A 19,745-nucleotide genomic window follows, 5' to 3' on the forward strand; every position below is an offset into this window, starting at 1 on the left:
TCATCCGAACGTGTCCGGGGAACCGGTCCGACCGGACGCCCGAACGACTCTACGCTGGAGCACCATGAAGAAGGTCGCCATCGTCGGCTGCGGAGGCAGCGGCAAGTCCTACCTGGCACGCGAGCTGGGCAGGATTCTCGACGCCCCGGTCACGCACCTGGACGCCGAGTTCTACGACGACGCTTGGAACGCGCTGCCCACGGAGAGATTCGGCGACCTGCAGCGGGAGCTGGTCACGCAGCCGAAGTGGGTGATCGACGGGAACTACAACTCGACGCTGCAGATCCGGCTCGAAGCCTGCGACACGGTAGTCCTGATGGACGTCTCGACCATGGCCGCGCTGTACGGGATCTTCGCCCGGCAGATCCGGCACGGAGCCGGGCACAAGGGCAACGGTGTACACAACCGCATCCACTGGGGCGTGATCAAGTACGTGGCGACGTACCGCCGCAAGATGCGCCCACGCGTCATGGCGAAGATCGAGGAGTTCGCCTCGGGCCGTGCCGACGTGGTGCTGCTGTCCAACCGACGGCAGACACGCCAGTGGCTGGGGAAGATCGCCGCCGAGCACCGCTGAGCCCCTTGCGCCCCCGAGGGGAGGGCGCGGCATGAACGGCACCAACCCCTTCCTGGACCCCGCTCGGCAGGCGGAGCTGTACGGGCAAGCCTCGCGGCTGGCCGGCCGGTCCAACTCCCTGATGCGGGCAAAGACCGCCGGGCGTCCTGTACCGGACGTGATCGTCGGACTAGTGCGCAATCACCACGAGCGACCGGATCGCCTCGGCTTGGCCCTTGACCTCGGCTGCGGTCGCGGCACGAGCAGCCTGACCATCGCTCAGGAACTGCGGCCGCAGCGCGTCGTCGGCCTCGACGCCGCGCCGGCCCTGATCGAGCAGGCCCGGCAGCGTGCCCGGCGGTTGCCCGGCCTACCGGTGAGCTTCCTTCAGGGCGACTTCCACCATCTGCCCGTGCCCGCCCGATCCTGCGATGTCGTCGTCGCAGCCTTCTGCCTGTACCACTCGGCACACCCGCAGACGGTGATCGCGGAGATCGACCGGGCGCTCGCCCCCGGCGGGCTGGCCGTCCTCGTTACGAAGGGGCTCGACAGCTACGGGGAGATGGACCGGCTGGTCGCTGCCGCGGGCCTCGACCCGCTCGCCGAGCAGCACGAGAGCCTGTACGTCTCGGCGCACAGCGGCAACCTCGTCGATCTGGCCGCAGTGTCGCTCGACGTAGTCGCCGTGGACCACGAGGAGCACTGCTTCACCTTCGACGGGCACGACCACGTGGCGGAATACCTGGCCACCAACCCGAAGTACGACCTCGCCCCGGGCCTGTACGGCAACCCGGGCGCGTTGGCGGCGACCCTGCACGAGTCCCTGCCGGACCGGCCCCTCGCCACCAAGTCCCTCGTCACCTTCGTCGTTGCCCAGTCACGGGGAGGCATGGGGTGAGAGCCAGCTACTTCACCAAGCACTACGAAACGCCTGGCCGAGTGGCCTCAGCAGCCCGCCATCACTCCTGGCTCGCCCAGCACGTGCAACCGCTGCGCCTGCCCGCACTGACGGTGGTCGGGCCGACCAGCCTGACGTACGAGCGGATCGACGGCCGCCCGGCCAGGCCCGAGAATCTGCCGGCCCTCGCCGCGCTGCTGGGCGACGCCCACGGTACCGCCTGGACCACCGACCTCCGGCCGGCCGCGCTCAACACGCCGCACCGCTTTCGCGACGGCACCCCGTTCGGCGACTACATCGGGCCCCGGCGGACCGCTTTGCGAAGAAGGCTGGAGCAGGGGTACCTGGCGGACCGAGGTGCCCTCAACGCGGTGCTGACGTTGCTGGAAAAGACCGCTGAGGGGCCGACCGCCTTCTACAAGGACAGTAACCCCCGAAACTTCATCATCACCGAGGCCGGCGACGTCTACACCGTCGACACCGACGACCTCACGCTCGCACCCATGGGGTATGACCTCGCGAAGCTGATCGCGACGCTGGTCCTGACGTACGGGCCTCTCGCGGCCTCGGCCATCGACTCCGCCCTTCACGCCTACAACGAGGCCGCCAAGGGGCATGCCGCTCGGCTCGGCACGACCAGCCGCGAACGGCTCGACGACTTCCTCGCCCTGCACGCCGTACTGACAGCTCCGTACGTCGGGCGCAACGGCTACCGCTACAACTGGCCCCGACCCTACTCCCGAGGTTCCGCATGATCACCACCGAACTCGTCTTCGTCCGTCACGGCGAGGCCCAGTGCAACCTCGACGGCTTGGTCGGAGGCCCGCGTACCTGCACCGGACTGACCGACCGGGGATACGCACAGGTCGAGCAAGCCGCGCGCCGCCTGGTCACCGAGCACCTGAACAAGCCGTTCGACGCACTGTACGCCGGGCCGCGCATCCGCCTGCGTCAGACCGGCGAGATCATCAGCCAGGCCCTTCAGATCCCCGTGGTCACCGACCATCGTCTCGACGGTCCGATACACGGGACCGCCGACGGCAGACCCTGGACCGAGGTGAAGACCGCCGCCGATGGCGGGCCGCACGCTCACCCGGACATCCCATGGGCCGCTGGATCCGACACATGGAACGGCTATCTGGAACGGGCGGGCTGTTTGCTCCGCGAACTCATCGACCAGCACGAGGGGAACCGTGTCCTGTTCGCCGCACACGGCGAGACGGTGATCGTCGCCCACACCCTCCTCCTGGGAATCCCGCTCGGCTCTCCGGCCGGGTTCACGGTCTCCCACGGGTCCCTTACCTGCTGGCAGCGTCACCTCAACCGGCTCGGACAGAGACGGTGGATGCTCGACCGCCACAACGACACAGAGCACCTGGCCGCCTTAGCCCAGGGGGTTGCCTCGTGATCGCCGAGTTCGACGACCCGCGCCTGAACCTGGCCCAGGGCGCACTCGGAACCGTTCGGATCGTGTACGACCCGACGCTCCCGCCCCGCGTCCTGCACCTGGTCGACGCCGACGGCAACGAGTTCTTCGCCAAGCAGCACACGGAACGCACCCGTTACATGCGGGAGTTACATGCCTACCGCGCCTGGGGATCCCACCTGCTCGGCAGCGTCCCCCGCGTGGTGGGCCGACAGGACAGGACGTACACCCTGCTGCTCACGGCTGTTCCGGGCGTGCGGGCCGATACGGTCGCGCCCGGTTCACCCGAGGAGGAACAGGCCCACTACGAGGCCGGACGTGCGCTGGGCAGGCTCCACCAGGGCACCTCGGTAGCGCGTACCGGTGCCGTCGGCACGGAACTCGCCCAGCGGCTGCGCGATTGGATCTCTCGCGCGGACCAGGCCGACCTCATCTCCGCCGTCGAACGGGACAGTCTGAGCCACAACGCGAACCTCCTGGCGAACACGCTCATGGACAGCGCGGTATGCCACCTCGACTACCAGCCGCGGAACTGGCTACTCGGCGAACCCTTCGGGCTGTGCGACTTCGAGCACATGCGCCGCGACGCGCGCATCCGCGACTTCGCGCGGCTCGAGTTCCGCCGCTGGCAGGCCGCACCGAACCTCCGTACGGCGTTCTTCGCCGGATACGGAAGGCCCCTGAACGACACCGAAGAGCGACTGCTGGATTCCTTCGGCGCCATCGAGGCAGTCACGGCCCTCGTGCGGGGACACGAGCAAGACGACCTCGCCCTCAGCGCCCACGGCCGCACCGTTCTGGCCCGGCTCGCCTGAACCACCCCGGAACACACTCCTGGAGCTCTCCTTGTCACAGCAACCGTCTCACCCGACCAGCGCCGTCCCACGCCGAGCTGTGGTGACCGGCACTGCCGGCTTCATCGGCTCTCACCTCGCGCACGCCCTCGTTCGGGCCGGCACCGTCGTCGTCGGTGTTGACCGGCGCAACCCCGGCATCGACCCCACTGCCGCAGCCAACCTCGCCGTACTGCACGGGCTTCCGGGGTACATACACGTCACTGCCGACCTCCTCAACTGCGCGATCGAGCCGCTTCTCGTCGACGCGAATGCCGTCTTTCATCTGGCTGGCATCCCCGGTGTACGCCCGTCCTGGGGAACGAAGTTCGGCGACTACCTCGCCTCCAACGTCCTCGCCACCCACCGCGTCATGGACGCCGTCACCCGCATGGGCGTGCCCCGGCTCGTGGTGGCCTCCTCATCCAGCGTCTACGGCTCCACCGACGGCGGCGCGAGCGTCGAGAGCGACCGGCCACAGCCGACTTCTCCGTACGCCGTCACGAAACTGGCCGAGGAGCAGCTCTGCCTCGCGCACTCCGCCCAGGCCCACTGCCCCACCAGCGTCGTCGCCCTGCGGTACTTCACCGTGTACGGCCCTCGGCAGCGCTCCGACATGTTCACGCACCGCGCCCTGACAGCCGCTCTCACTGGCCAGCCGCTGCGCCTGTACGGAGACGGACACCAGCGCCGAGACTTCACTTATATCGACGACGCGGTGGCAGCCACCATCGCAGCATCCTCCGTCTCGACGGCCAACGGGGTACTCAACGTGGGGGGTGGTTCGAGCGCCTCCCTACTCGAAGTGATCAACATCGCCAACAGCCTCGCCGGGCGCGAGGTCCAGGTTCACCAGGACAACCCGCGCAGCGGCGACGTTCGCACCACCCGCGCCAACCCTGGCCGCGCCCAAGAGGTCCTGGGGTGGCAGCCCCAGGTCGACCTCCACAACGGCATGCGCGCCCAGATGCAGGCGCTGGCAGCCGAGCCCACCCTGTATGGCCACGCGGCCTAACCAGCGGGGCACCCAAGAGGAGTTGCAGTGGAAAGCCCTGAGACGGCGCGACTGGACGCCTTCTTCCAGCAGATAGCGGCACGTTTCCCGGCCGGCGACGACGTCACCACACTGATCATCACGCACCTGCTCGCCGAGCGACCGGCGTTCCTTCGTGCGATGGCCTCCATGTCCGCGGTCGGTGCCGTCCTGCCCAAGCCCAGGTCCATCGACCATCCGACGCTGGAGCGGGTCCGCCAAGCCTTCACCGTCCATGACCTCAGCCGAGAGCTGTTCGCCGACGCGACCAGGGCCTTGGAGTACCTGGAAGACACGGCCGGCGGCCGGAACGTCGTCCTGGTGGACATCGGCGGCTACTTCGCGCCGTGCCTCGAAACCCTGGTGGAGAAGTTCTCCGGCCGCGTCATCGGCGTCGTCGAGGACACCGAGAACGGGCACCAGAGGTACGCGGCACTCGACCACCTGCCCTGCCCGGTCGTCTCGGTGGCCCGTTCCCCTCTGAAGGACTGCGAAGACCACCTTGTGGGCAGATCCATCGTCTTCTCGACTGATGCCCTCGTCCGCGCCCGCGGCGACATTCTGACCAGCCGAAACGCCTGCGTCATCGGGTTCGGCAAAGTCGGCCGGGCCATCGCCCAGACCTTGCGAGCCCAGGACCTGCGCGTCACCGTGCACGACTCCGATCCAGTCAAGAGGGTGCAGGCACACTCCCAGGGGTTCCGTACGAGCAGGTCGACGATCGAGGCGCTCCGCGACGCGGAACTCGTCCTGTGCGCCACCGGCAACCTAGCCCTTCGCCAGGGTGACTTCTCCGCCCTTCGAAACGGGGCGTACCTCGCCTCGGTGACGTCCTCGGAGGACGAGCTCGAACTCGGCAGCCTCGACCAGCACTACCAGCGCACCACCGTCGGCGAACATCTGACTCGCTACGAAATCACCGGCCAGTACTTCTACGTCCTCGCTGATGGGGGCGCCGTCAACTTCGTGCATGGCGCCGCCGTCGGCACCTACATCCATCTCGTCCAGGCCGAGGTACTCGCCGCCACCGCGGCCCTCAGCCAGGGGCGCTTCCAACCCGGCCTCCACGACATGCCGGCACCCGACCGTCAGGCCATCGCCAGGGCCTGGTTCGACCACTTCGACAGGTGATCACATGTCTGCGTCCCGCAGTACGTCCGCACCAGCGCCGCCGAGTACCACACCCCGGCGCCACATTGCCGTCATCCCTTGCCGCTGGGGGGCCTCACGGTTTCCGGGAAAGCCCCTGGCGCAGCTCGGGGATAAGCCGATGCTGTGGCACGTTCACCAGCGCTGCATGGAGGCGACACGCCTCAATGGTGTAGTCGTCGCGACCGATGACGAACGCATCGAGGAGGCATGCCACAAGCTGGGTATCGACTGCATGCGCACCGCACGCCACCTCACCGGTACCGACCGCGTCGCGGAGTGCGCGGAACGCCTGCCCGCCGACGCGTACATCAACGTCCAGGGCGACGAACCGTTCGTGTCCTCCACAGCGATCGACGCAGTCTCCGAGGCCCTGGAGCACCTGCCGCCCGGAACGCTCGCAGTGAACGCGTACACGGAGCTGGCCACCGCTGCCACCGTACTCGACCACAATGTCGTCAAGGTCGTCGTCAGTGCCGAGGGCAACGCCCTCATGTTCTCCCGGCAACCGATCCCCTACCCGCGCGGGGACCGTCCCAGGTACCTGCGCCAGCTAGGGCTCTACGGCTTCACGGGAACGGCTCTCAGCGTCTTCCGGCAGCTGCCACAGGGCCCGCTGGAGCGGGCCGAAAGCGTGGAGGTGCTGCGCTTCGTCGAACAGGGCCATGGCGTACGGATGCTCGCGGTCACAGACAACGGTATAGCGGTCGACACTCCGGAAGACCTCGTCAGGGCACACGCGGTCCTTCGTAGCCGAACGCTGGGGCGGTGCTAGGAACTCCAGGCCCAGAGAGCATCTACCTCCATCGAGGGCTCGCAACCGCCCGGCCCCGGAGCCGTACCCGGTGATCGTGATCCGCTCGGCCTCGCTTCAGTTGGCACTGGCCTGGGTCGTGTCGGCATAGCTGTTGAACACGTCGAGTTCGTCCTGCTCGAAGCGGCGGATGCCACCCCGGATGGAGTCGTAGCCGGCGACGACGGAGGTGGCGGTGGCGTAGGTGTGCTTGTCGTCCTTGACCTCGAAGTGGAAGGTGAGGGAGACACGCCTGACGTCGGTTACCCAGGCTTCGATGCGGACCGGGGTCTCCCACGTCTCCAGCGGGTGCTGGTAGCGGATGGTTTGCTCCCGCAGGAGGAAGTTGCGGGCCAGGCGCTCGGCAGGATCCTGGGGGACCAACATGCTGAACATGCGCATCCGGGTCTCTTCCAGGAGGACGCCGTAGCGGGAACTGTTGAGGTGTCCGTTCGCGTCGAGGTCCGACCAGCGAACGGGACAGTCGTAGATGTGTCGGGACACGGTGACTCCTGAGGGCTGAGTAATCTGCCGTAGCTTCGAGACGCCCGGCCGATCCGAGGACGGACTGGCGCACGCTCCGTCGTGTAAGGCCTAGGTCTGCGCGGATCGGCCGTCCGGACGTACTCCGCCGTCCGGACGGCCACGCCCCAGCTCCTTGCCTCCCACACGGAGACAGCGCCAGTCGTGACATTAAGTTGCTTTTCATGGCCAATCGGCCCGCCACACCAGCTAGTGGGGCGAGTGCTCGCCCTCTTGGAGGTCGTCGAAGATCTCACGCATGAGGGCCGCCCGGAGGTTCACCTGAGGCAGCTGCTCATCAAGTCGGCTGAGCGCCGCCTGATCGGAGTTCGGCAGCGAGGCGCGCAGGACCAGTTTCAGCTCCGCTCGGGCCTCAGAGCTGTCGATCGGCGACGGGATGCGGTCGACGACGGCGCCGGCCCCCAGCTGTGTGATGCCCCACTCTCCAGGGACTTCCTGGATGGCCCACACCACGGAGTGGTTCTCGGGCGACAGGGTGAGTCGGCACTCCGGCCCGGCCATCGCGCTGAGCGCTGGGAGCGGGACGCCGTCGGGGCCGGCGAGCGCTGCGGCTTCATCGGCGCTGTCGACGACCAAGCGGGCAGTGAGCGCGCGGGCCGCGCGGCGGCGGGCAGCATCGGCTTCGGCCTGGGCAGAGAGCTGCGGGATCGTGGGCGAGCCGGGCTCAGCATGGGCCCAGGCGTTGCGCTTGCCTCCCAGGGCGTCAGTCTCGTCATCAGAAGACTCGGCCTCGACCCAAGTGATCACCACGAATCGGCAATGCGGCATCGACGCCGGGTACAGAACGTGGGAGACGACTTCGATGGTCTCCCAGCCCAGGGCAGGGATGATCATCCGGAAGACATGGCCATCCCTGTCGGCTTCCAGATCGGCCTCGGTGCGCCAGATCCGTTCGACGTCGGGGTTCTGGCGAACCTCGGCGATCAGGTCGACGAGCTCGGCGTTGTCCTTGTGGGTCGCCTGGGCGAACTTCAGCAGACGGACGTAGGCCGCGGCGTGCATTTCCCAGCCGTGATATTGGGTGCGGGCCTCGGGGCTCGTCAGGGCCCAGCGCATGAGGTTGGCGCGGGGCTCCATGACCCAGGGCCACCACTCGGCCATCGCCGCGTTGTACGCGAGGATGTTCCAGTTGCGGTCGGTGAGGTACGTAGGCGAGGGCATCTGCCTATCGATCAGCAGGCGAAGCGCCCGGCGCAGCTCCGGACTGGCGTCGATCTGGGGGTCACCGTCGAGCGTGGTGCCGATGTTGTACAGCAGCAGGGCGTGGCGCTCGCTCTTGTCGAGCCCGAGCAGGTCCGCCAGCGCCTCGCACTGAGGCTTCGTGAACCGGGGCGGCACGGCCCCCTTCTCCACGTTGCGGTAGGTCCGGACCCCCATACCGAGGGCCTTGGCCACCGGGGCCTGGGTGATCCCCGCCGCCTGGCGCCATCGCTTCAGCCAGCCGCCGAACCCCATGAACTGACCGGCGATTTCTCCGCCGTACGCGCCCTTGTTCCCGGCGTGGTCATCGCCGAAGGGGACTATCCCCTGAGCAACCATGAGGCTCTTCCTTTGTCTCGTCTCCAGGGCGGCACCCGGACGGGGGCATGAAAAAAGAGGGGACAGCACGAATGCTGGCCCCCCGGCCGAATGTCTCCCACAAAGACGATACGACGACCTTGAAGGCTTTCCACAATTTGTGGCCTCGACCACAGGACATTTGGTTAAACGTGCAACCACGCACGCCCACACCCAGACGCCTTCCATGACGAATCTGGACATTCCCTCACCTGCAGTTCTCCATGATCGAGAAAGCGGCAAATCCTTGCCGGTTTTCATTGCAAGGGTCCGAATGATCATTCAGTGCATCGTCGACCACTCTCATGAAGTCGACCCCGCACCCTCAATCCCCTTGCAGATAAAGGGTGTTGCCAGAACCATGCACCTAGCCTCCACACTCCCCACACATCTATCTACGCGCGTGGATTCGGCTTGGAGATGCCGTTGACGAAGGCTTTGCCTGCGGGCTTAAATCCAGACCTGACCAGCCGGTACAGAGCGACAGCCTGCCGGTTCATGAACGTGGGGGCTCTTTTGAAGATCTTTTCCGGCGCGTCCGGAGTGCGCTCGGGCGACACTGCCCCTCAACGGCCCACATCTGCCCGCCTTCACGCATCGCCGAAATGCGTGGCTCCTACAAGCTTTCACGGTCTATAGAGCCAGGTCTGGATCTTGTGCGGGTGTCTGCGTATGTTCGTCGTCCCCCATCGGGAGGCAATCCGGTGACCGGCGAAGGGAACGCATGCAGGACACACCGAGCGGCTAGTCCGTAAAAGCAGTCGGCGCCCGGGAGAGGCAACTCCCGGGCGCCGGACGCGAAGAGCCTTATCTCCAGCCGAGGCAACGGCCGGAGAGACCCGTCATCACCGCGCCGGCCCTTCCTACGGGGCACACCGGCTGCGGCATCACTCAGGGAGAGTTTTGCATGGGCACGCCCCTGCGCGAAAGGCCGGACCCTCTGGCCGCCTCCGCGGACAGTGCAGCGGACACCGCTCGCCCGCCCGCTCCGGGCACCGAGCGGGGTGAAGTCTGATGGCACGCATTCGCACCATCAAGCCTGAGGCCTTCGAATCCGAGGACCTGGCCTCCGTCGACGTAACGGCGGTGCTCACGTTCTTCGGGCTGCTGACCCAGGCGGACGACTCCGGCCGGTTTCGCGACCACTCCGCCATCATCGCGGGGCGGCTGTGGGCCCTGCGCCCGGAGCACACCCCCGCACACGTCGCCCGAGACCTGGAGCAGCTGGCCGAGGCCGGCCTGGTGTGCCGGTACACGGGCTGCGACGGCAAGACCTGGCTGCACATCGTGACCTGGGACCGGCACCAGAAGATCAACCGCGCTTCGGACTCCCGGCTGCCCCGCTGCCCGACCCACGAGGCAGCGAAGGCGTGCGGGGAGTGCGACCGCCCTCAGTGCCACACCCAGATCCAGGCGGCGGCCAGCCCCCGACAGCCGGCCCCCGACACCCACCGGGCGCCCGCCGAGCCGCTGGGCGAGAGCGATTCCGTGAGCGTTCACGGAGCACTCCCGCGAACCGTTCCATCCGATTCGCCCATACCCTCCCTCGCTGTGACGCGCACCACTGCCGCCCAACATGGCGAGACCGAGCCTGCGCCTTCCGTATCCCCGCCCTACGCGAGCCCTGCGGGGGAACCCGCAGGCCAGGGCAGTGCGACCCAACCGCACGACGTGATGGGCGCCACATTCACTGAGCCCTCACCGTCTGGATCTAGGATCTTGGATCCTGGATCTTCCCGTAGGGGGCGCGAGGCGCCCGCGCTCGGCTCCTCCCCGGAAACGGTGCTGGAAGCGGCCGACGCGACCGAGTGGTCAGCGAAGGTCTTGATGGCCGAGTACCTGCGCGGCTGCCCCGGAGGGCGTCCGCCGAAGAAGGTCCTCGGGCACCTGGGCAAGGAGATCCGCACGCTGCTGGACGAGGGCTACGGTCCCGACGTCCTGCGGCCGGCGCTGGAACGGCTGCGCGCCAAGGGGCTGAACCCCAGCGTCCTGCCGAGCCTGGTCAACGAGCTCCTCAACGCCGGGCCCGCGCCGTCGTCGAACTCGAGTCCGTCCTCCGCCTCCGGCGCGGGGCTCTGGGCCAGCGCCTCCCCCGCCTACACGCCGTACCTCAACCCCACCGAGCCCACCGGCACCTTCGGAGTCGCCCTGTGAACCGCACCCGCCTCGCCGACCCGCAGACGACCGCCGACAACGCCGCAATGGCCTGGATGCAGCGCAAGCTCGCCGAGCGCGGCATCGACCCCACCGCCACCATCGCGGACACCCCGGAAGCGATCCCCGCCCTGGAGGCCGCGCAGCTGCGCATCCCGCGCGACTACCGCGAGGCCCAGGTCGAGCACCCCGCCGTAGCCGAATGGGTCCGCACCATCGCCAACAGCGCTGTGGGCCACGCGGCGAGCCCGCTGATCCCGCACTGGGGGACGCCCGGGCAGCGGGAGATCACCCACGGCCGCAGCCTGCTGCTGTGGGGCTCGACCGGCGCCGGAAAGACGCACCAGGCGTACGGCGCTATACGCGCCCTGACCGCCGCCGGGTGCGGGGTGCGCTGGCACGCCACCACCGCCGCCGACCTCTACGGCGAGATGCGGGCCCGGGGCGGAGCCGATCCGGAGTACCTGCTGCGCCGGATCGTGCGGATCCCGCTGCTGCTCCTGGACGACCTCGGGGCCGCGAAGGCATCCGAGTGGACCGAGGAGATCACCTTCCGCCTGCTGAACTGGCGTGCGCAGAACCAGATGCCGACGATCGTCACCTCGAACCTGCCGCCGGTGCGTACCCCTGGGATGGCGAAGGGGCAGCCGGTGCTGCGGGACAAGGTCGGCGACCGAGTGATCTCCCGCCTTTCCGGCATGTGTACCCCGGTCCACCTCGACGGACCCGACCGCCGCTTCCGCGCCGCCTGACCCGCCGCGCCCACCACCTTCCACCGCCCGGCCCGCGAGCCGGTCCGCCGGCACCCGCCGCCGCGTGCCGCACCGTCTCGCCGTGCTGCCTGGCATGCCCTGGAGACCCAATCCCATGCGCAAGATCACCACCAACACCCAGCCCGTCCCTGACCTGCGCGGCATCGCCGACATCTCGTGGCACGACCAGAAGAGCTGCCGCGACCTCGACCCTGCCGAAGCCGACCGGCTGTTCTTCCCCGCGCCGCGGGCCCACACCGCCATCGCCGAAGCCAAAACCCTCTGCGGCGCCTGCCCCGTACGCCAGGCCTGCTTCACCCACGCCCTGGACAACGACATCCGGTGGGGCCTGTGGGGCGGGCTGACCGAGGCAGAACGCAAGCCCTGGCGTGCCAAGGTCGCCAAGCGGCTCGACTACCAGCGGGTCCGCGCCGCCCTCATGGGCCGGGATGTCCACCTCTCCGCCGCTGAACGCGACGCCGTCTCTCGCGCCGCCCACGTACGCGGATGGAGCGCATCGCGGCTGGCCTACGCCCTCGGGGTCGACCTCGACCACGCCCGCGACCTCCTGCGCGAGGCCCGCCACGCGGTGGCCGACCGCGACCGGTACTGGAAGGTCCCGGCCGCGGACAGCGAAGAGGCCGACACCTCGGACCAGGGCGAGGAGGCCAGCAGCGAGACCGCCCCAGAGGAAACGTTCTGCCAGGTGCCCCGCCAGGTCCAGACGCACGAACTGATCAACGCACTGAAGAAGGCGGCCTGAACTGCCCGACGCTACCTCCCGCCCGCCCCACCAGTGGCGGACGCACACCACATCCCCCAGCGAGCCCGGAGAAAGGGAGCCCTTGACCGAGGAGACCGCCGACCGATACGCCTTGATCGCTGCCGGGACAGTGATCATCGTCCTGACGGGCGCCGGATTCTGGCTCTCTTACGCCCACCTTGCCGAAGTCGCAGGGCGACACGGCCTGGCCCGCTCGCCCATCCGGCAGTGGGCCTGGCCCGCCACGCTGGACATGTTCATCGTCGCCGGCGAACTGCTCATGCTGCGGGCCGGACTTCGCAGGGTGACGGACTGGTGGGCGGTCGGACTGACGGCTGTCGGGTCGCTCGGATCGATCGCCCTGAACGTGGCAGGCGTGAACGGGACCACCGCCGGCCCGGTTCCGCTCCTGGACTACCTGGTCGCAGCGGTCCCACCGACCGGCGCGATGCTGGCCTTCGGAGTCCTGATGAGGCAGATCCAGCAGCGCGTCGCCAGGCCCGTCCGAAGCAGCCGGGCCGAAACCCGGACCGGACCGGGACCGAGCGGGACCGCCGGACAACCGGACCGCACGGAGACCCGGGCCGGACCCAACCCGGACCGGACCGACACCCCCACCGCACCGCCCCGCCCCGGACCGAAACCCGGACCGGACCCGGACCCAAGCCGGACCGCCGGACAACCGGACCGCACGGAAACCCGGACCGGACCCAACCCGGACCGGACCGACACCCCCACCGCACCGCCCCGCCCCGGACCGAAACCCGGACCGCGTCAGACTCGGACCGACCTGGTTCGCCCCCGGACCGTCCGGGCGAAGGTGCATGCCGGACGGTCGGACCGCCGGACCGGACCGCGTCGCCTGTCCGAGGCCGAGGTCGTCGAGCTGGTCCTCCCGGACGTCCCCGCAGTCCTCGCGGCCGAGGGGAACGAGCAGATCACCAGGACGCAGCTGCGGGGCATCATGCGCGCCCGCGGAATCCCCCTCGGCAACGAGCACATCGGTCCCGTCCTTACCGCGCTTCGGGCTGCCACCGCCTCCACCACATCCTCCGAAGGAGCCACCCGCCGATGAAAACGTGCGACCGATTCACCGACCTGAAGGCCGGATACGAGCGCGACATCACGTTCCTGCGCAACCACGCCGCCCGTCACGCGGGCAGCACCGCCTCGAAGTTGAGCACGCGGCACGCCCTGGCGGTGAAGGAGAACATGGCCAAGGCCCTCACCCGCCATTACACGCGCTGCCCCCTGTGTGGGTGAGCTGCGCCCCTGCCGGTACGGCGGCCCGGCCCAGCGCCCGGGCCGCCGCCCCGTTCCTGCACCTGGCCTCCCGGAAGGAGCCGAATCGCACGTGACCTCCGTCGAGACACCGCCCGAAGCAGAGCGGGACCAGCCCTTCAGGGCGGCCGAACCCCCCAGCCGTGACGACGGTTCCCCCGACGACAAGTCGCTCCCAGGAGGAGCAAGTTATCCCTTTGGACACTCCACCATCGGCGGAGTGTCCAAAGGGTTCCCTGCCCCTGGGGGGCAGGGCCTCGTCCGGCGCCGGGGGACGCCTGACGAGGAGGCTGCGACCGAGGGCGGATCGCAGCCAGCAGGGGATCAACAGCCCACGCACGAAGCCGCGTCAGCACCCGCAGTCGCCCGTACGCGACGCCGTACGTACAAGCGCCGTCAGCGCCCCAACGTGTGCAGTGTCCGTATGAGCGACGACGAGGTCGCGCTCGTCGCGACCGCCGCCAAGACAGCCGGCGTCACCCTCGCCGGCTTCTTCGCCCGCGCCGCCCTCAGCGCCTGCCGCGATCCGCAGACTAGCGCCGCGGCCATCGCAGGGCGCCGCGAGATGGTCGCCGAGCTGTTCGCCGCGCGCCGGCACCTCGGGCAGATCGGCAACAACCTGAACCAGCTGACCCGCGCGATCAACTCCGGTACCCAGCCGCCCGACGCCCAGCTCGACGCCGTGCTCGACGCGGTCCACCAGGCATCCGCCCGCGTCCAGGACGCCACCGACCAGCTCCTCGAACACACCTAGGACTCCACACCACCATGGTCCCGAAGATCCACAAGCGCGGGCAGCGCACCATCGGCCTCCTGTACTACTTGTACGGACCGGGCAGAGCCGAGGAGCACGTCGACCCTCACCTGGTGGCTTCCTGGGACCATGGCGCCCCCGACCCCGGCCGCGATGCGGAGGTCACCTACAAGCAGCTCCAGCAACTCCTCGACCAGCCCCTGGCCCTGCTCGCCGAAGACGAGCGGCCGACGAAGCACGTATGGCACCTGTCAGTGCGCAACGGCCCCACCGACCGGACCCTGTCCGACGAGGAATGGGGCGACGTCGCCCGCCGCATGGTCGCCGCAGCCGGCATCGACGACCCCGACCAAGGCTCCGGCTGCCGCTGGGTCGCCGTACGGCACGCGGACGACCACATCCACATCCTGGCCACCTTGGTGCGCGAGGACGGCAACCGGCCGGAACTCGACTTCGACGCCGTCCGCGTCCAGGCCGAGGCCCGCCGCCTGGAAGAGGAACTGGGACTGCGCCGCCTCAACCCAGGTGACGGCACCGCCTCCAAGCGGCCCACCAGCGCCGAACGCCACAAGGCCGCCCGCCAGGGCCGCGAGCGCACCGCCCGAGAGGAACTACGCGAGACCGTCCGGCGGGCCGTGGCCGGAGCCGAGAGCGAGAAGGAGTTCTTCGACCGCCTGGGCGCCGCCGGCGTTCTGGTGCGCACGCGCGTCGCACCGTCCGGTGACCTCCTGGGGTACACGGTCTCGCTGCCCGGAGACGTCAACGCCCAAGGAGAACCGGTCTTCTACCCCGGCTCAAAGTTGGGCCCGGACCTGTCCCTGCCGCGGATCCGGGAGCGCTGGTCCGGCCGCCGGACTGGTGGCCGGGTCGCTGAGCAGACGGTGAGGTCGGGGCCGGCATCGGCGCGGCGCCGGGCGAGCAAGGCTCTGTGGCAGGCGGTGCTGGTCATGGACGGGGCGGACGACGGGGTGGCCGCGGCGTACATCGCGGCTGCTGGTGAGGTCCTGGACGCGCTCGCGAAGACGTCCGCCGCCCACACCCGGCGCGAACTGCGAGAAGCTGCCTTCGTCTTCGAGCGGGCCTCCCGCTCCCACGTGCGGGCCGAACGCGGTCACGACCGGGCCCTTCGCCAGGCTGCCCGCGACCTCGTCTACAGCGGTCCGGCACTCGGGCGGGGGGAGGACGGGGCGACGACTGCCATGGTGATCGACGCCGTGTTCTTCATGGTGACCGTGGCCGCGCACTGGCACGGGAAGAAGGCACACGCACAGCAGGCCGCCGCCGCCCAGCTGGCCGCCGAGCACCTGCGCACGGCCTACCGGACCGTCGCCGCGCAGCCGATGGGTGTGCTGGCCGTACGGGGCCGGTCGCTGGCTCTTCCGGTGCTCCGCCGACAGGTCCTCCGGGTCCGGGAAGCTCTGCCGTCGGCGTTGGCGGAGCAGGTCCTGGCGGAGGCCGGGTGGGCGGCGCTGGCGGCGACCCTGGCCGACGCCGAGGCGGCCGGGTACGACGCCACCGCTCTGCTGGCTGATGCGGCGGCCCGCCGGGAGCTAGCGAGCGCCGAGTCGCTGTCCGACGTGCTGGTGTGGCGGCTGCGCCGCGCCGCGGACCTGCCGGCCGACGCCCAGGCGACGCCGATGCCCGACGGCGGCTCCGTCCGGTCGGACTCCGCAGGGCGGAAGGCCGGGAACCCGGCCGCGAAGGGCCCGCAGCGCCGCAGGAGGTGACCGGGCTTTCAGGAATTCGTGAGTTGCCGCAGCTGGGGGCGGTGGGGCACGCTTCATGACCCGCCGCCGGGTGCGGGGAGCCAACTCTGGGAGGGGAGCCCAAGTGTTCGGTCGCAGGAAGTCGAAGCAGAAGCGTGGGGAGATGGGGCCGGCGGGTGTCCCGTGGCTGGCGTACCCGGAGCCGCAGTGGCCCGAAGCCGCCCAGCCGGCGCCCGAACCCGCTCCGGCCGCTCCCGTAGTGGACGACTTCCTGCCGCCGGACTTCCGGATGGACACCGACGACGAGCTGGCCGGCCGGTTCATGCCATGGCGGCGCCCCCTGGTCGTCGACGGTGAGGTCCGAGCCTGCACGCAGTGCGCGTCGTATCGGGACTGGGTGATCCTGTGCACCCAAGGCCGGATCTGGCTGCGCTGCCGCGCTGGCCACGAGACCCTGGAGCCCCGCCTGGACGTGGCCTGGTACAACCGCAACAGCGGACCGAGCAAGGGCAAGTTCGGCACGCTCGAGGAAGGCCTGCGCACCCTCGACCAATGATCCGGCACCGCGCCCCTGGACCCCCTGCATTCCTGCCCTGCCGCTCCGAGGAGGCGGCCACGGTCAGCCCACTCGCATCCGACCCAGGGAACCCGTATGCGCCTGCGCCATTCCGCCATCCTCACCAACACCTGCCTCGCCCTCTGAGCCCTGACCGGCTGTTCCGCCTCGCCCTCCGACAGCGCGCCCGCCGCGGCGCAGGCGGAGACGCACGTACCCACCGCCGCCGACCACGAAGTGCTGCCGTCGGAGCGGCTGGCGGACCGGCTGCTCACCGCCGACGATCTCGGCCCCGGCTACGCCGCGCGCCCCGCCACAACCACGACTTCGCCCGAGGCGTCCGTCGAGGGCTGCCCGCAGCTGGAACAGCTGGGCAGCGCCGCGGACAACCCGTACGCGATGTTCCCGAACCAGGGGAAGCGAGTCTTCACCGGCACCGGCGGCACCCAGCTGACCGAGGAGCTGTACTCCGCACCGCCCAAGGACCTTTCCTCGGAGGCCGGGCGGATCATGACCGCGATGGGCGCCTGCCCGTCGTACCAGCTGGTCACCGCCACCACCGTGGCAGAGGTCCGCACCCAGACGGTGCCGGTGGCCCATCTCGGTGACGAGCAGTGGGGGCAGGTCCTCACCGTCGCCGCCGGCGGGCGGCGCATCATCGTCCAGCAGACCGTGATTCGCGCCGGTGCCGTGCTCCTCGTCGTCTCCGGTAGCCCGGCTGAAGTCACGGTCCACGCGCAGACCGCCCTGGCCAAGGCAACAGCCCGCTGAGCCCCCCGTCCCCTTCATTCTTCTATTTGGAGGTTCCGTGACCGAGTTCGTGTCCGCCGAGGCCCTCGCCCGTCTCGCGGCCACCGCTGATCCGCAGGTGCGGCTGATGGTGGCGCTCGCTGCCCTAGGAGGAGACCTGGGCCAGATCATTGGCGCCAGGTCCACCGGGCGCAGCGGTGAAATCGCGCTTCCGGAAGGCGAGCGAGCCACGGCGGCGTTCGCCGAGCTGCAGTCCCTGCTCGGCGCCGCCAACGCCCAAGCGGTGCGCCGCTCCGGCGTCCGTACCCGTGCTGCCTATCTCACGGAAAGGCTGGCCGCAGCCGGGGTTCTCCCGGCTGTGCACTGGCACAAGCCCGGTGATGAGCCGCGCGGAGGTGTCCCGGGCCACGGCCGCTGACCAACAGTCAAGGCCGCCGTCGCCGCCTGGCCGACTGCGTGACCGTACTACAACGCAAAAGGCCGACGGCCGGACCCATTGGGGTCCGGCCGTCGGCGTATCAGACAGTCGGTTGCACGGTGAGCTGGCCCTCGCTGCTCTCCGGCAGGGTGTGGCGCAGCACCGGTGCGGGTGAGGACAGAGAGGCGGCGAAGGCGGCAACGAGATCATGTGGCGTGCTGGCGGAGAACATGGCGGCCCACAGGAGCCCGGCGCCCATCCTCGGTTCGCACCATGCCTGCCATCCCGCCGCTTCTGTCTCGGGATCGAGGACGAGCGGGTCGCCGTCCTGGATGCCCTCGTCCGGCAAGGTCGTCAAGACCATGCTGGCGGCCAGCCGTGGGTCGGACATGGCGCTGGGGGTGTCGATGTCGCGGACCCAGCCGCTGTCCGCCAGCGCGTCGAGAACGACCTGCGGCCCGGCGTAGCCGTGGGCGGGATCCGGGCGGTCCTCCAGGGCGAGCAGGAAGTCGGTGACGGCCTCGGGCGGGGTGCCGGCGGAGAAGTACGCATTCCACTGGGGAAGGCTGGCGGGGGTGGCGCGGGCCGAGACCGTCCATGCCACCGGCTGATCGCCCAAGAGGATCGGCTCGTCGGCCAGCACCCACTGCGCCCAGCTCAGTGCGTCCGGAGCGACGTACAGGACGGTGCTGCGAAGAACCTGCCGGGCGTCGTCGGACTCGTCGGGCTCACGTCGGCCTCGGACGAGGGTGAGGCTGGTCCAGCCCGCAGCAGCGAGGTGGGAGCCGACCTGGTCGGCAAGGAGGCCGTCGTCGCCAGCGAGATGGCGCGGGGTGACCCAGTACGCAAGAAAGGAAGGGAAGTCAGGGGACGGGGGCAGAAGTGCGCTCCTTGTCGTCAGGGGGTGTCGCGGCTCGTATCGTCGTCGGAAACGGCGCGCAGCCGTCGGCCCCGTGCAGGCGGCTCGATCGGCGGCATCCAGGTAAGGGCCTCGGCGACCGGCCTGGGGAGATACCCGTACTGCACTGCCTCCGCGTCCTCGGCGAGATAGACGATCGGTCGCCCGTCCGGGTCCGTGTCCACGGTCACGGCACCCATCTTGTGGGCCATAGGAAAGAAGGGGTTGATCGCGAGCCGGACCCGGGCTGAGGGGTCTACCGCGGACAGGTGCTTGATCAGGTCGGCGACGGTCATCTCGGCGCCGGGCTCGGGCTGGGGGGCCACGGTTCTCCTCACGGGTGGAAAGCGCTGTGTCGGATTCGGATACGGAATGCGCCGCGCAGTCCGCGGGAACGGACTACGGGAAGACGGGCGAGCCGCTGGAGGACGGGAGGCAGAGGCCCCGGCCGCAAGGCGGCGGAGGGTCAGCGCTGCCGGCGAGCGGTGGCGAGCACCTCGGAAACGGTAGCGGCCACGAGCCGTGCCGGGGTCTGCGGATCGAAGACCACGCGGTAGCCGGGAACCTTCGCAGTGCCGGTGACGGCCAGAACCCAGCCCTCATCCTCAGCTCCGGGCCGGCCTTCGGGAAACCAGCCGAGGTAGAGCCGGCCGTCGGCCGAAGAGATGTGGGTGTCGGCCCGGTCGTCGACGATGAGGGTGAAGTCGCCGTTCGCCTCGGGGAAACAGTCGATGACCTCGGTCGGCTGGCCGGGCCCCAGAAGCCAGGTATGCAGTCGCAACTTCTCGATCGTGGTGCGAAACCCAGCACTCGCAAGCTCCACCGTCATTAGCACCACCTATCTGACCTGCGGAAACCACAAGTCTTGGGGAAGGTCGTCTAGGTTGACATGCGCTGCAACATTGCACCAGTCATCGCGGGATCT

23 protein-coding genes are annotated in these 19,745 nt (G+C 69.4%); 18 read left to right on the forward strand and 5 right to left on the reverse strand.

Going from position 1 to position 19,745, the window contains the following annotated elements; genetic code table 11:
* Positions 1-64 precede the first annotated feature (64 nt).
* The 8 genes from AC069X_RS16810 to AC069X_RS16845 all read left to right on the forward strand — a co-directional run bounded on the left by AC069X_RS16810 (position 65) and on the right by AC069X_RS16845 (position 6,670).
* The gene (locus AC069X_RS16810; protein WP_478729330.1) at positions 65-577 is read left to right on the forward strand and encodes a P-loop NTPase family protein; all 513 of its coding nucleotides are present in this window, start codon (positions 65-67) and stop codon (positions 575-577) included.
* A gap of 31 nt (positions 578-608) precedes the next feature.
* On the forward strand, positions 609-1,454 hold the full coding sequence (locus AC069X_RS16815) for a class I SAM-dependent methyltransferase (protein WP_478729331.1): 846 nt from the start codon (positions 609-611) through the stop codon (positions 1,452-1,454).
* Entirely contained in the window at positions 1,451-2,209 is a 759-nt protein-coding gene (locus tag AC069X_RS16820; protein ID WP_478729332.1) for a phosphotransferase, read from the forward strand. Before AC069X_RS16815 ends, AC069X_RS16820 begins: the two co-directional genes overlap by 4 nt.
* Positions 2,206-2,862, forward strand: coding sequence for a histidine phosphatase family protein (locus AC069X_RS16825; RefSeq protein ID WP_478729333.1), 657 nt, complete (start codon positions 2,206-2,208; stop codon positions 2,860-2,862). Before AC069X_RS16820 ends, AC069X_RS16825 begins: the two co-directional genes overlap by 4 nt.
* Positions 2,859-3,695, forward strand: a complete 837-nt coding sequence (locus tag AC069X_RS16830; protein ID WP_478729334.1) for a phosphotransferase — start codon at positions 2,859-2,861, stop codon at positions 3,693-3,695. Before AC069X_RS16825 ends, AC069X_RS16830 begins: the two co-directional genes overlap by 4 nt.
* Before the next feature lie 82 nt (positions 3,696-3,777).
* The gene (locus AC069X_RS16835) at positions 3,778-4,728 is read left to right on the forward strand and encodes an NAD-dependent epimerase/dehydratase family protein (protein ID WP_478729335.1); all 951 of its coding nucleotides are present in this window, start codon (positions 3,778-3,780) and stop codon (positions 4,726-4,728) included.
* A 27-nt stretch (positions 4,729-4,755) separates the two neighbouring features.
* Positions 4,756-5,877: an adenosylhomocysteinase gene (locus AC069X_RS16840; RefSeq protein ID WP_478729336.1), complete on the forward strand. Its 1,122-nt coding sequence runs from the start codon at positions 4,756-4,758 to the stop codon at positions 5,875-5,877.
* A 4-nt stretch (positions 5,878-5,881) separates the two neighbouring features.
* Positions 5,882-6,670, forward strand: coding sequence for a 3-deoxy-manno-octulosonate cytidylyltransferase (locus AC069X_RS16845; protein ID WP_478729337.1), 789 nt, complete (start codon positions 5,882-5,884; stop codon positions 6,668-6,670).
* Between the two features lie 96 nt (positions 6,671-6,766).
* On the opposite strand, the gene AC069X_RS16850 is transcribed toward AC069X_RS16845, so the two are convergent.
* A complete protein-coding gene (locus AC069X_RS16850; protein WP_478729338.1) occupies positions 6,767-7,192 on the reverse strand; it encodes an acyl-CoA thioesterase in 426 nt (141 codons plus the stop codon).
* Between the two features lie 228 nt (positions 7,193-7,420).
* Positions 7,421-8,770, reverse strand: a complete 1,350-nt coding sequence (locus AC069X_RS16855; RefSeq protein ID WP_478729339.1) for a helix-turn-helix transcriptional regulator — start codon at positions 8,768-8,770, stop codon at positions 7,421-7,423.
* A gap of 1,032 nt (positions 8,771-9,802) precedes the next feature.
* Between AC069X_RS16855 and AC069X_RS16860 the strand changes: the two genes are divergently transcribed.
* From AC069X_RS16860 to AC069X_RS16905, 10 genes are all read left to right on the forward strand, one after another.
* Entirely contained in the window at positions 9,803-10,942 is a 1,140-nt protein-coding gene (locus AC069X_RS16860; protein ID WP_478729340.1) for a hypothetical protein, read from the forward strand.
* Positions 10,943-10,989: 47 nt separating this feature from the next.
* The gene (locus AC069X_RS16865; protein ID WP_478729489.1) at positions 10,990-11,694 is read left to right on the forward strand and encodes an ATP-binding protein; all 705 of its coding nucleotides are present in this window, start codon (positions 10,990-10,992) and stop codon (positions 11,692-11,694) included.
* 115 nt (positions 11,695-11,809) lie between these two features.
* Positions 11,810-12,457, forward strand: coding sequence for a WhiB family transcriptional regulator (locus AC069X_RS16870; protein ID WP_478729341.1), 648 nt, complete (start codon positions 11,810-11,812; stop codon positions 12,455-12,457).
* A gap of 82 nt (positions 12,458-12,539) precedes the next feature.
* Complete coding sequence (locus tag AC069X_RS16875) at positions 12,540-13,532, forward strand: DUF2637 domain-containing protein (protein ID WP_478729342.1); 993 nt, start codon at positions 12,540-12,542, stop codon at positions 13,530-13,532.
* Positions 13,529-13,720 (forward strand): hypothetical protein, encoded by a 192-nt coding sequence (locus AC069X_RS16880; protein ID WP_478729343.1) that lies wholly within the window; start codon positions 13,529-13,531, stop codon positions 13,718-13,720. The genes AC069X_RS16875 and AC069X_RS16880 overlap by 4 nt, the downstream gene beginning before the upstream one ends.
* Before the next feature lie 238 nt (positions 13,721-13,958).
* Positions 13,959-14,492: a plasmid mobilization protein gene (locus AC069X_RS16885; RefSeq protein WP_478729344.1), complete on the forward strand. Its 534-nt coding sequence runs from the start codon at positions 13,959-13,961 to the stop codon at positions 14,490-14,492.
* A gap of 14 nt (positions 14,493-14,506) precedes the next feature.
* The gene (locus tag AC069X_RS16890) at positions 14,507-16,219 is read left to right on the forward strand and encodes a relaxase/mobilization nuclease domain-containing protein (protein WP_478729345.1); all 1,713 of its coding nucleotides are present in this window, start codon (positions 14,507-14,509) and stop codon (positions 16,217-16,219) included.
* A gap of 103 nt (positions 16,220-16,322) precedes the next feature.
* Complete coding sequence (locus AC069X_RS16895; RefSeq protein ID WP_478729346.1) at positions 16,323-16,754, forward strand: hypothetical protein; 432 nt, start codon at positions 16,323-16,325, stop codon at positions 16,752-16,754.
* A 237-nt stretch (positions 16,755-16,991) separates the two neighbouring features.
* Positions 16,992-17,525, forward strand: coding sequence for a hypothetical protein (locus AC069X_RS16900; protein WP_478729347.1), 534 nt, complete (start codon positions 16,992-16,994; stop codon positions 17,523-17,525).
* Positions 17,526-17,562: 37 nt separating this feature from the next.
* The gene (locus tag AC069X_RS16905) at positions 17,563-17,922 is read left to right on the forward strand and encodes a hypothetical protein (protein ID WP_478729348.1); all 360 of its coding nucleotides are present in this window, start codon (positions 17,563-17,565) and stop codon (positions 17,920-17,922) included.
* A 100-nt stretch (positions 17,923-18,022) separates the two neighbouring features.
* Here the strand turns inward: AC069X_RS16905 and AC069X_RS16910 are convergent, their stop codons facing one another.
* From AC069X_RS16910 to AC069X_RS16920, 3 genes are all read right to left on the reverse strand, one after another.
* The gene (locus tag AC069X_RS16910) at positions 18,023-18,904 is read right to left on the reverse strand and encodes an SPDY domain-containing protein (RefSeq protein ID WP_478729490.1); all 882 of its coding nucleotides are present in this window, start codon (positions 18,902-18,904) and stop codon (positions 18,023-18,025) included.
* The gene (locus tag AC069X_RS16915; protein ID WP_478729491.1) at positions 18,820-19,116 is read right to left on the reverse strand and encodes a hypothetical protein; all 297 of its coding nucleotides are present in this window, start codon (positions 19,114-19,116) and stop codon (positions 18,820-18,822) included. The genes AC069X_RS16910 and AC069X_RS16915 overlap by 85 nt, the downstream gene beginning before the upstream one ends.
* Positions 19,117-19,286: 170 nt before the next feature.
* Positions 19,287-19,649, reverse strand: coding sequence for an SPDY domain-containing protein (locus AC069X_RS16920; RefSeq protein ID WP_478729349.1), 363 nt, complete (start codon positions 19,647-19,649; stop codon positions 19,287-19,289).
* Positions 19,650-19,745: the final 96 nt, after the last annotated feature.

The sequence above is a fragment of the Streptomyces sp. NPDC043896 genome (assembly GCF_056435605.1).

What these genes read in the sequence shown, in the direction of transcription:
- AC069X_RS16825 (WP_478729333.1), top strand. Translation starts at nt 2,206, where the DNA reads ATGATCACCACCGAACTCGTCTTCGTCCGTCACGGCGAGGCCCAGTGC.
- AC069X_RS16870 (WP_478729341.1), top strand. Translation starts at nt 11,810, where the DNA reads ATGCGCAAGATCACCACCAACACCCAGCCCGTCCCTGACCTGCGCGGC.
- AC069X_RS16920 (WP_478729349.1), bottom strand. Translation starts at nt 19,649, where the DNA reads ATGACGGTGGAGCTTGCGAGTGCTGGGTTTCGCACCACGATCGAGAAG.
- AC069X_RS16860 (WP_478729340.1), top strand. Translation starts at nt 9,803, where the DNA reads ATGGCACGCATTCGCACCATCAAGCCTGAGGCCTTCGAATCCGAGGAC.
- AC069X_RS16865 (WP_478729489.1), top strand. Translation starts at nt 10,990, where the DNA reads ATGGCCTGGATGCAGCGCAAGCTCGCCGAGCGCGGCATCGACCCCACC.
- AC069X_RS16915 (WP_478729491.1), bottom strand. Translation starts at nt 19,116, where the DNA reads ATGACCGTCGCCGACCTGATCAAGCACCTGTCCGCGGTAGACCCCTCA.
- AC069X_RS16815 (WP_478729331.1), top strand. Translation starts at nt 609, where the DNA reads ATGAACGGCACCAACCCCTTCCTGGACCCCGCTCGGCAGGCGGAGCTG.
- AC069X_RS16845 (WP_478729337.1), top strand. Translation starts at nt 5,882, where the DNA reads ATGTCTGCGTCCCGCAGTACGTCCGCACCAGCGCCGCCGAGTACCACA.
- AC069X_RS16810 (WP_478729330.1), top strand. Translation starts at nt 65, where the DNA reads ATGAAGAAGGTCGCCATCGTCGGCTGCGGAGGCAGCGGCAAGTCCTAC.
- AC069X_RS16890 (WP_478729345.1), top strand. Translation starts at nt 14,507, where the DNA reads ATGGTCCCGAAGATCCACAAGCGCGGGCAGCGCACCATCGGCCTCCTG.
- AC069X_RS16855 (WP_478729339.1), bottom strand. Translation starts at nt 8,770, where the DNA reads ATGGTTGCTCAGGGGATAGTCCCCTTCGGCGATGACCACGCCGGGAAC.
- AC069X_RS16880 (WP_478729343.1), top strand. Translation starts at nt 13,529, where the DNA reads ATGAAAACGTGCGACCGATTCACCGACCTGAAGGCCGGATACGAGCGC.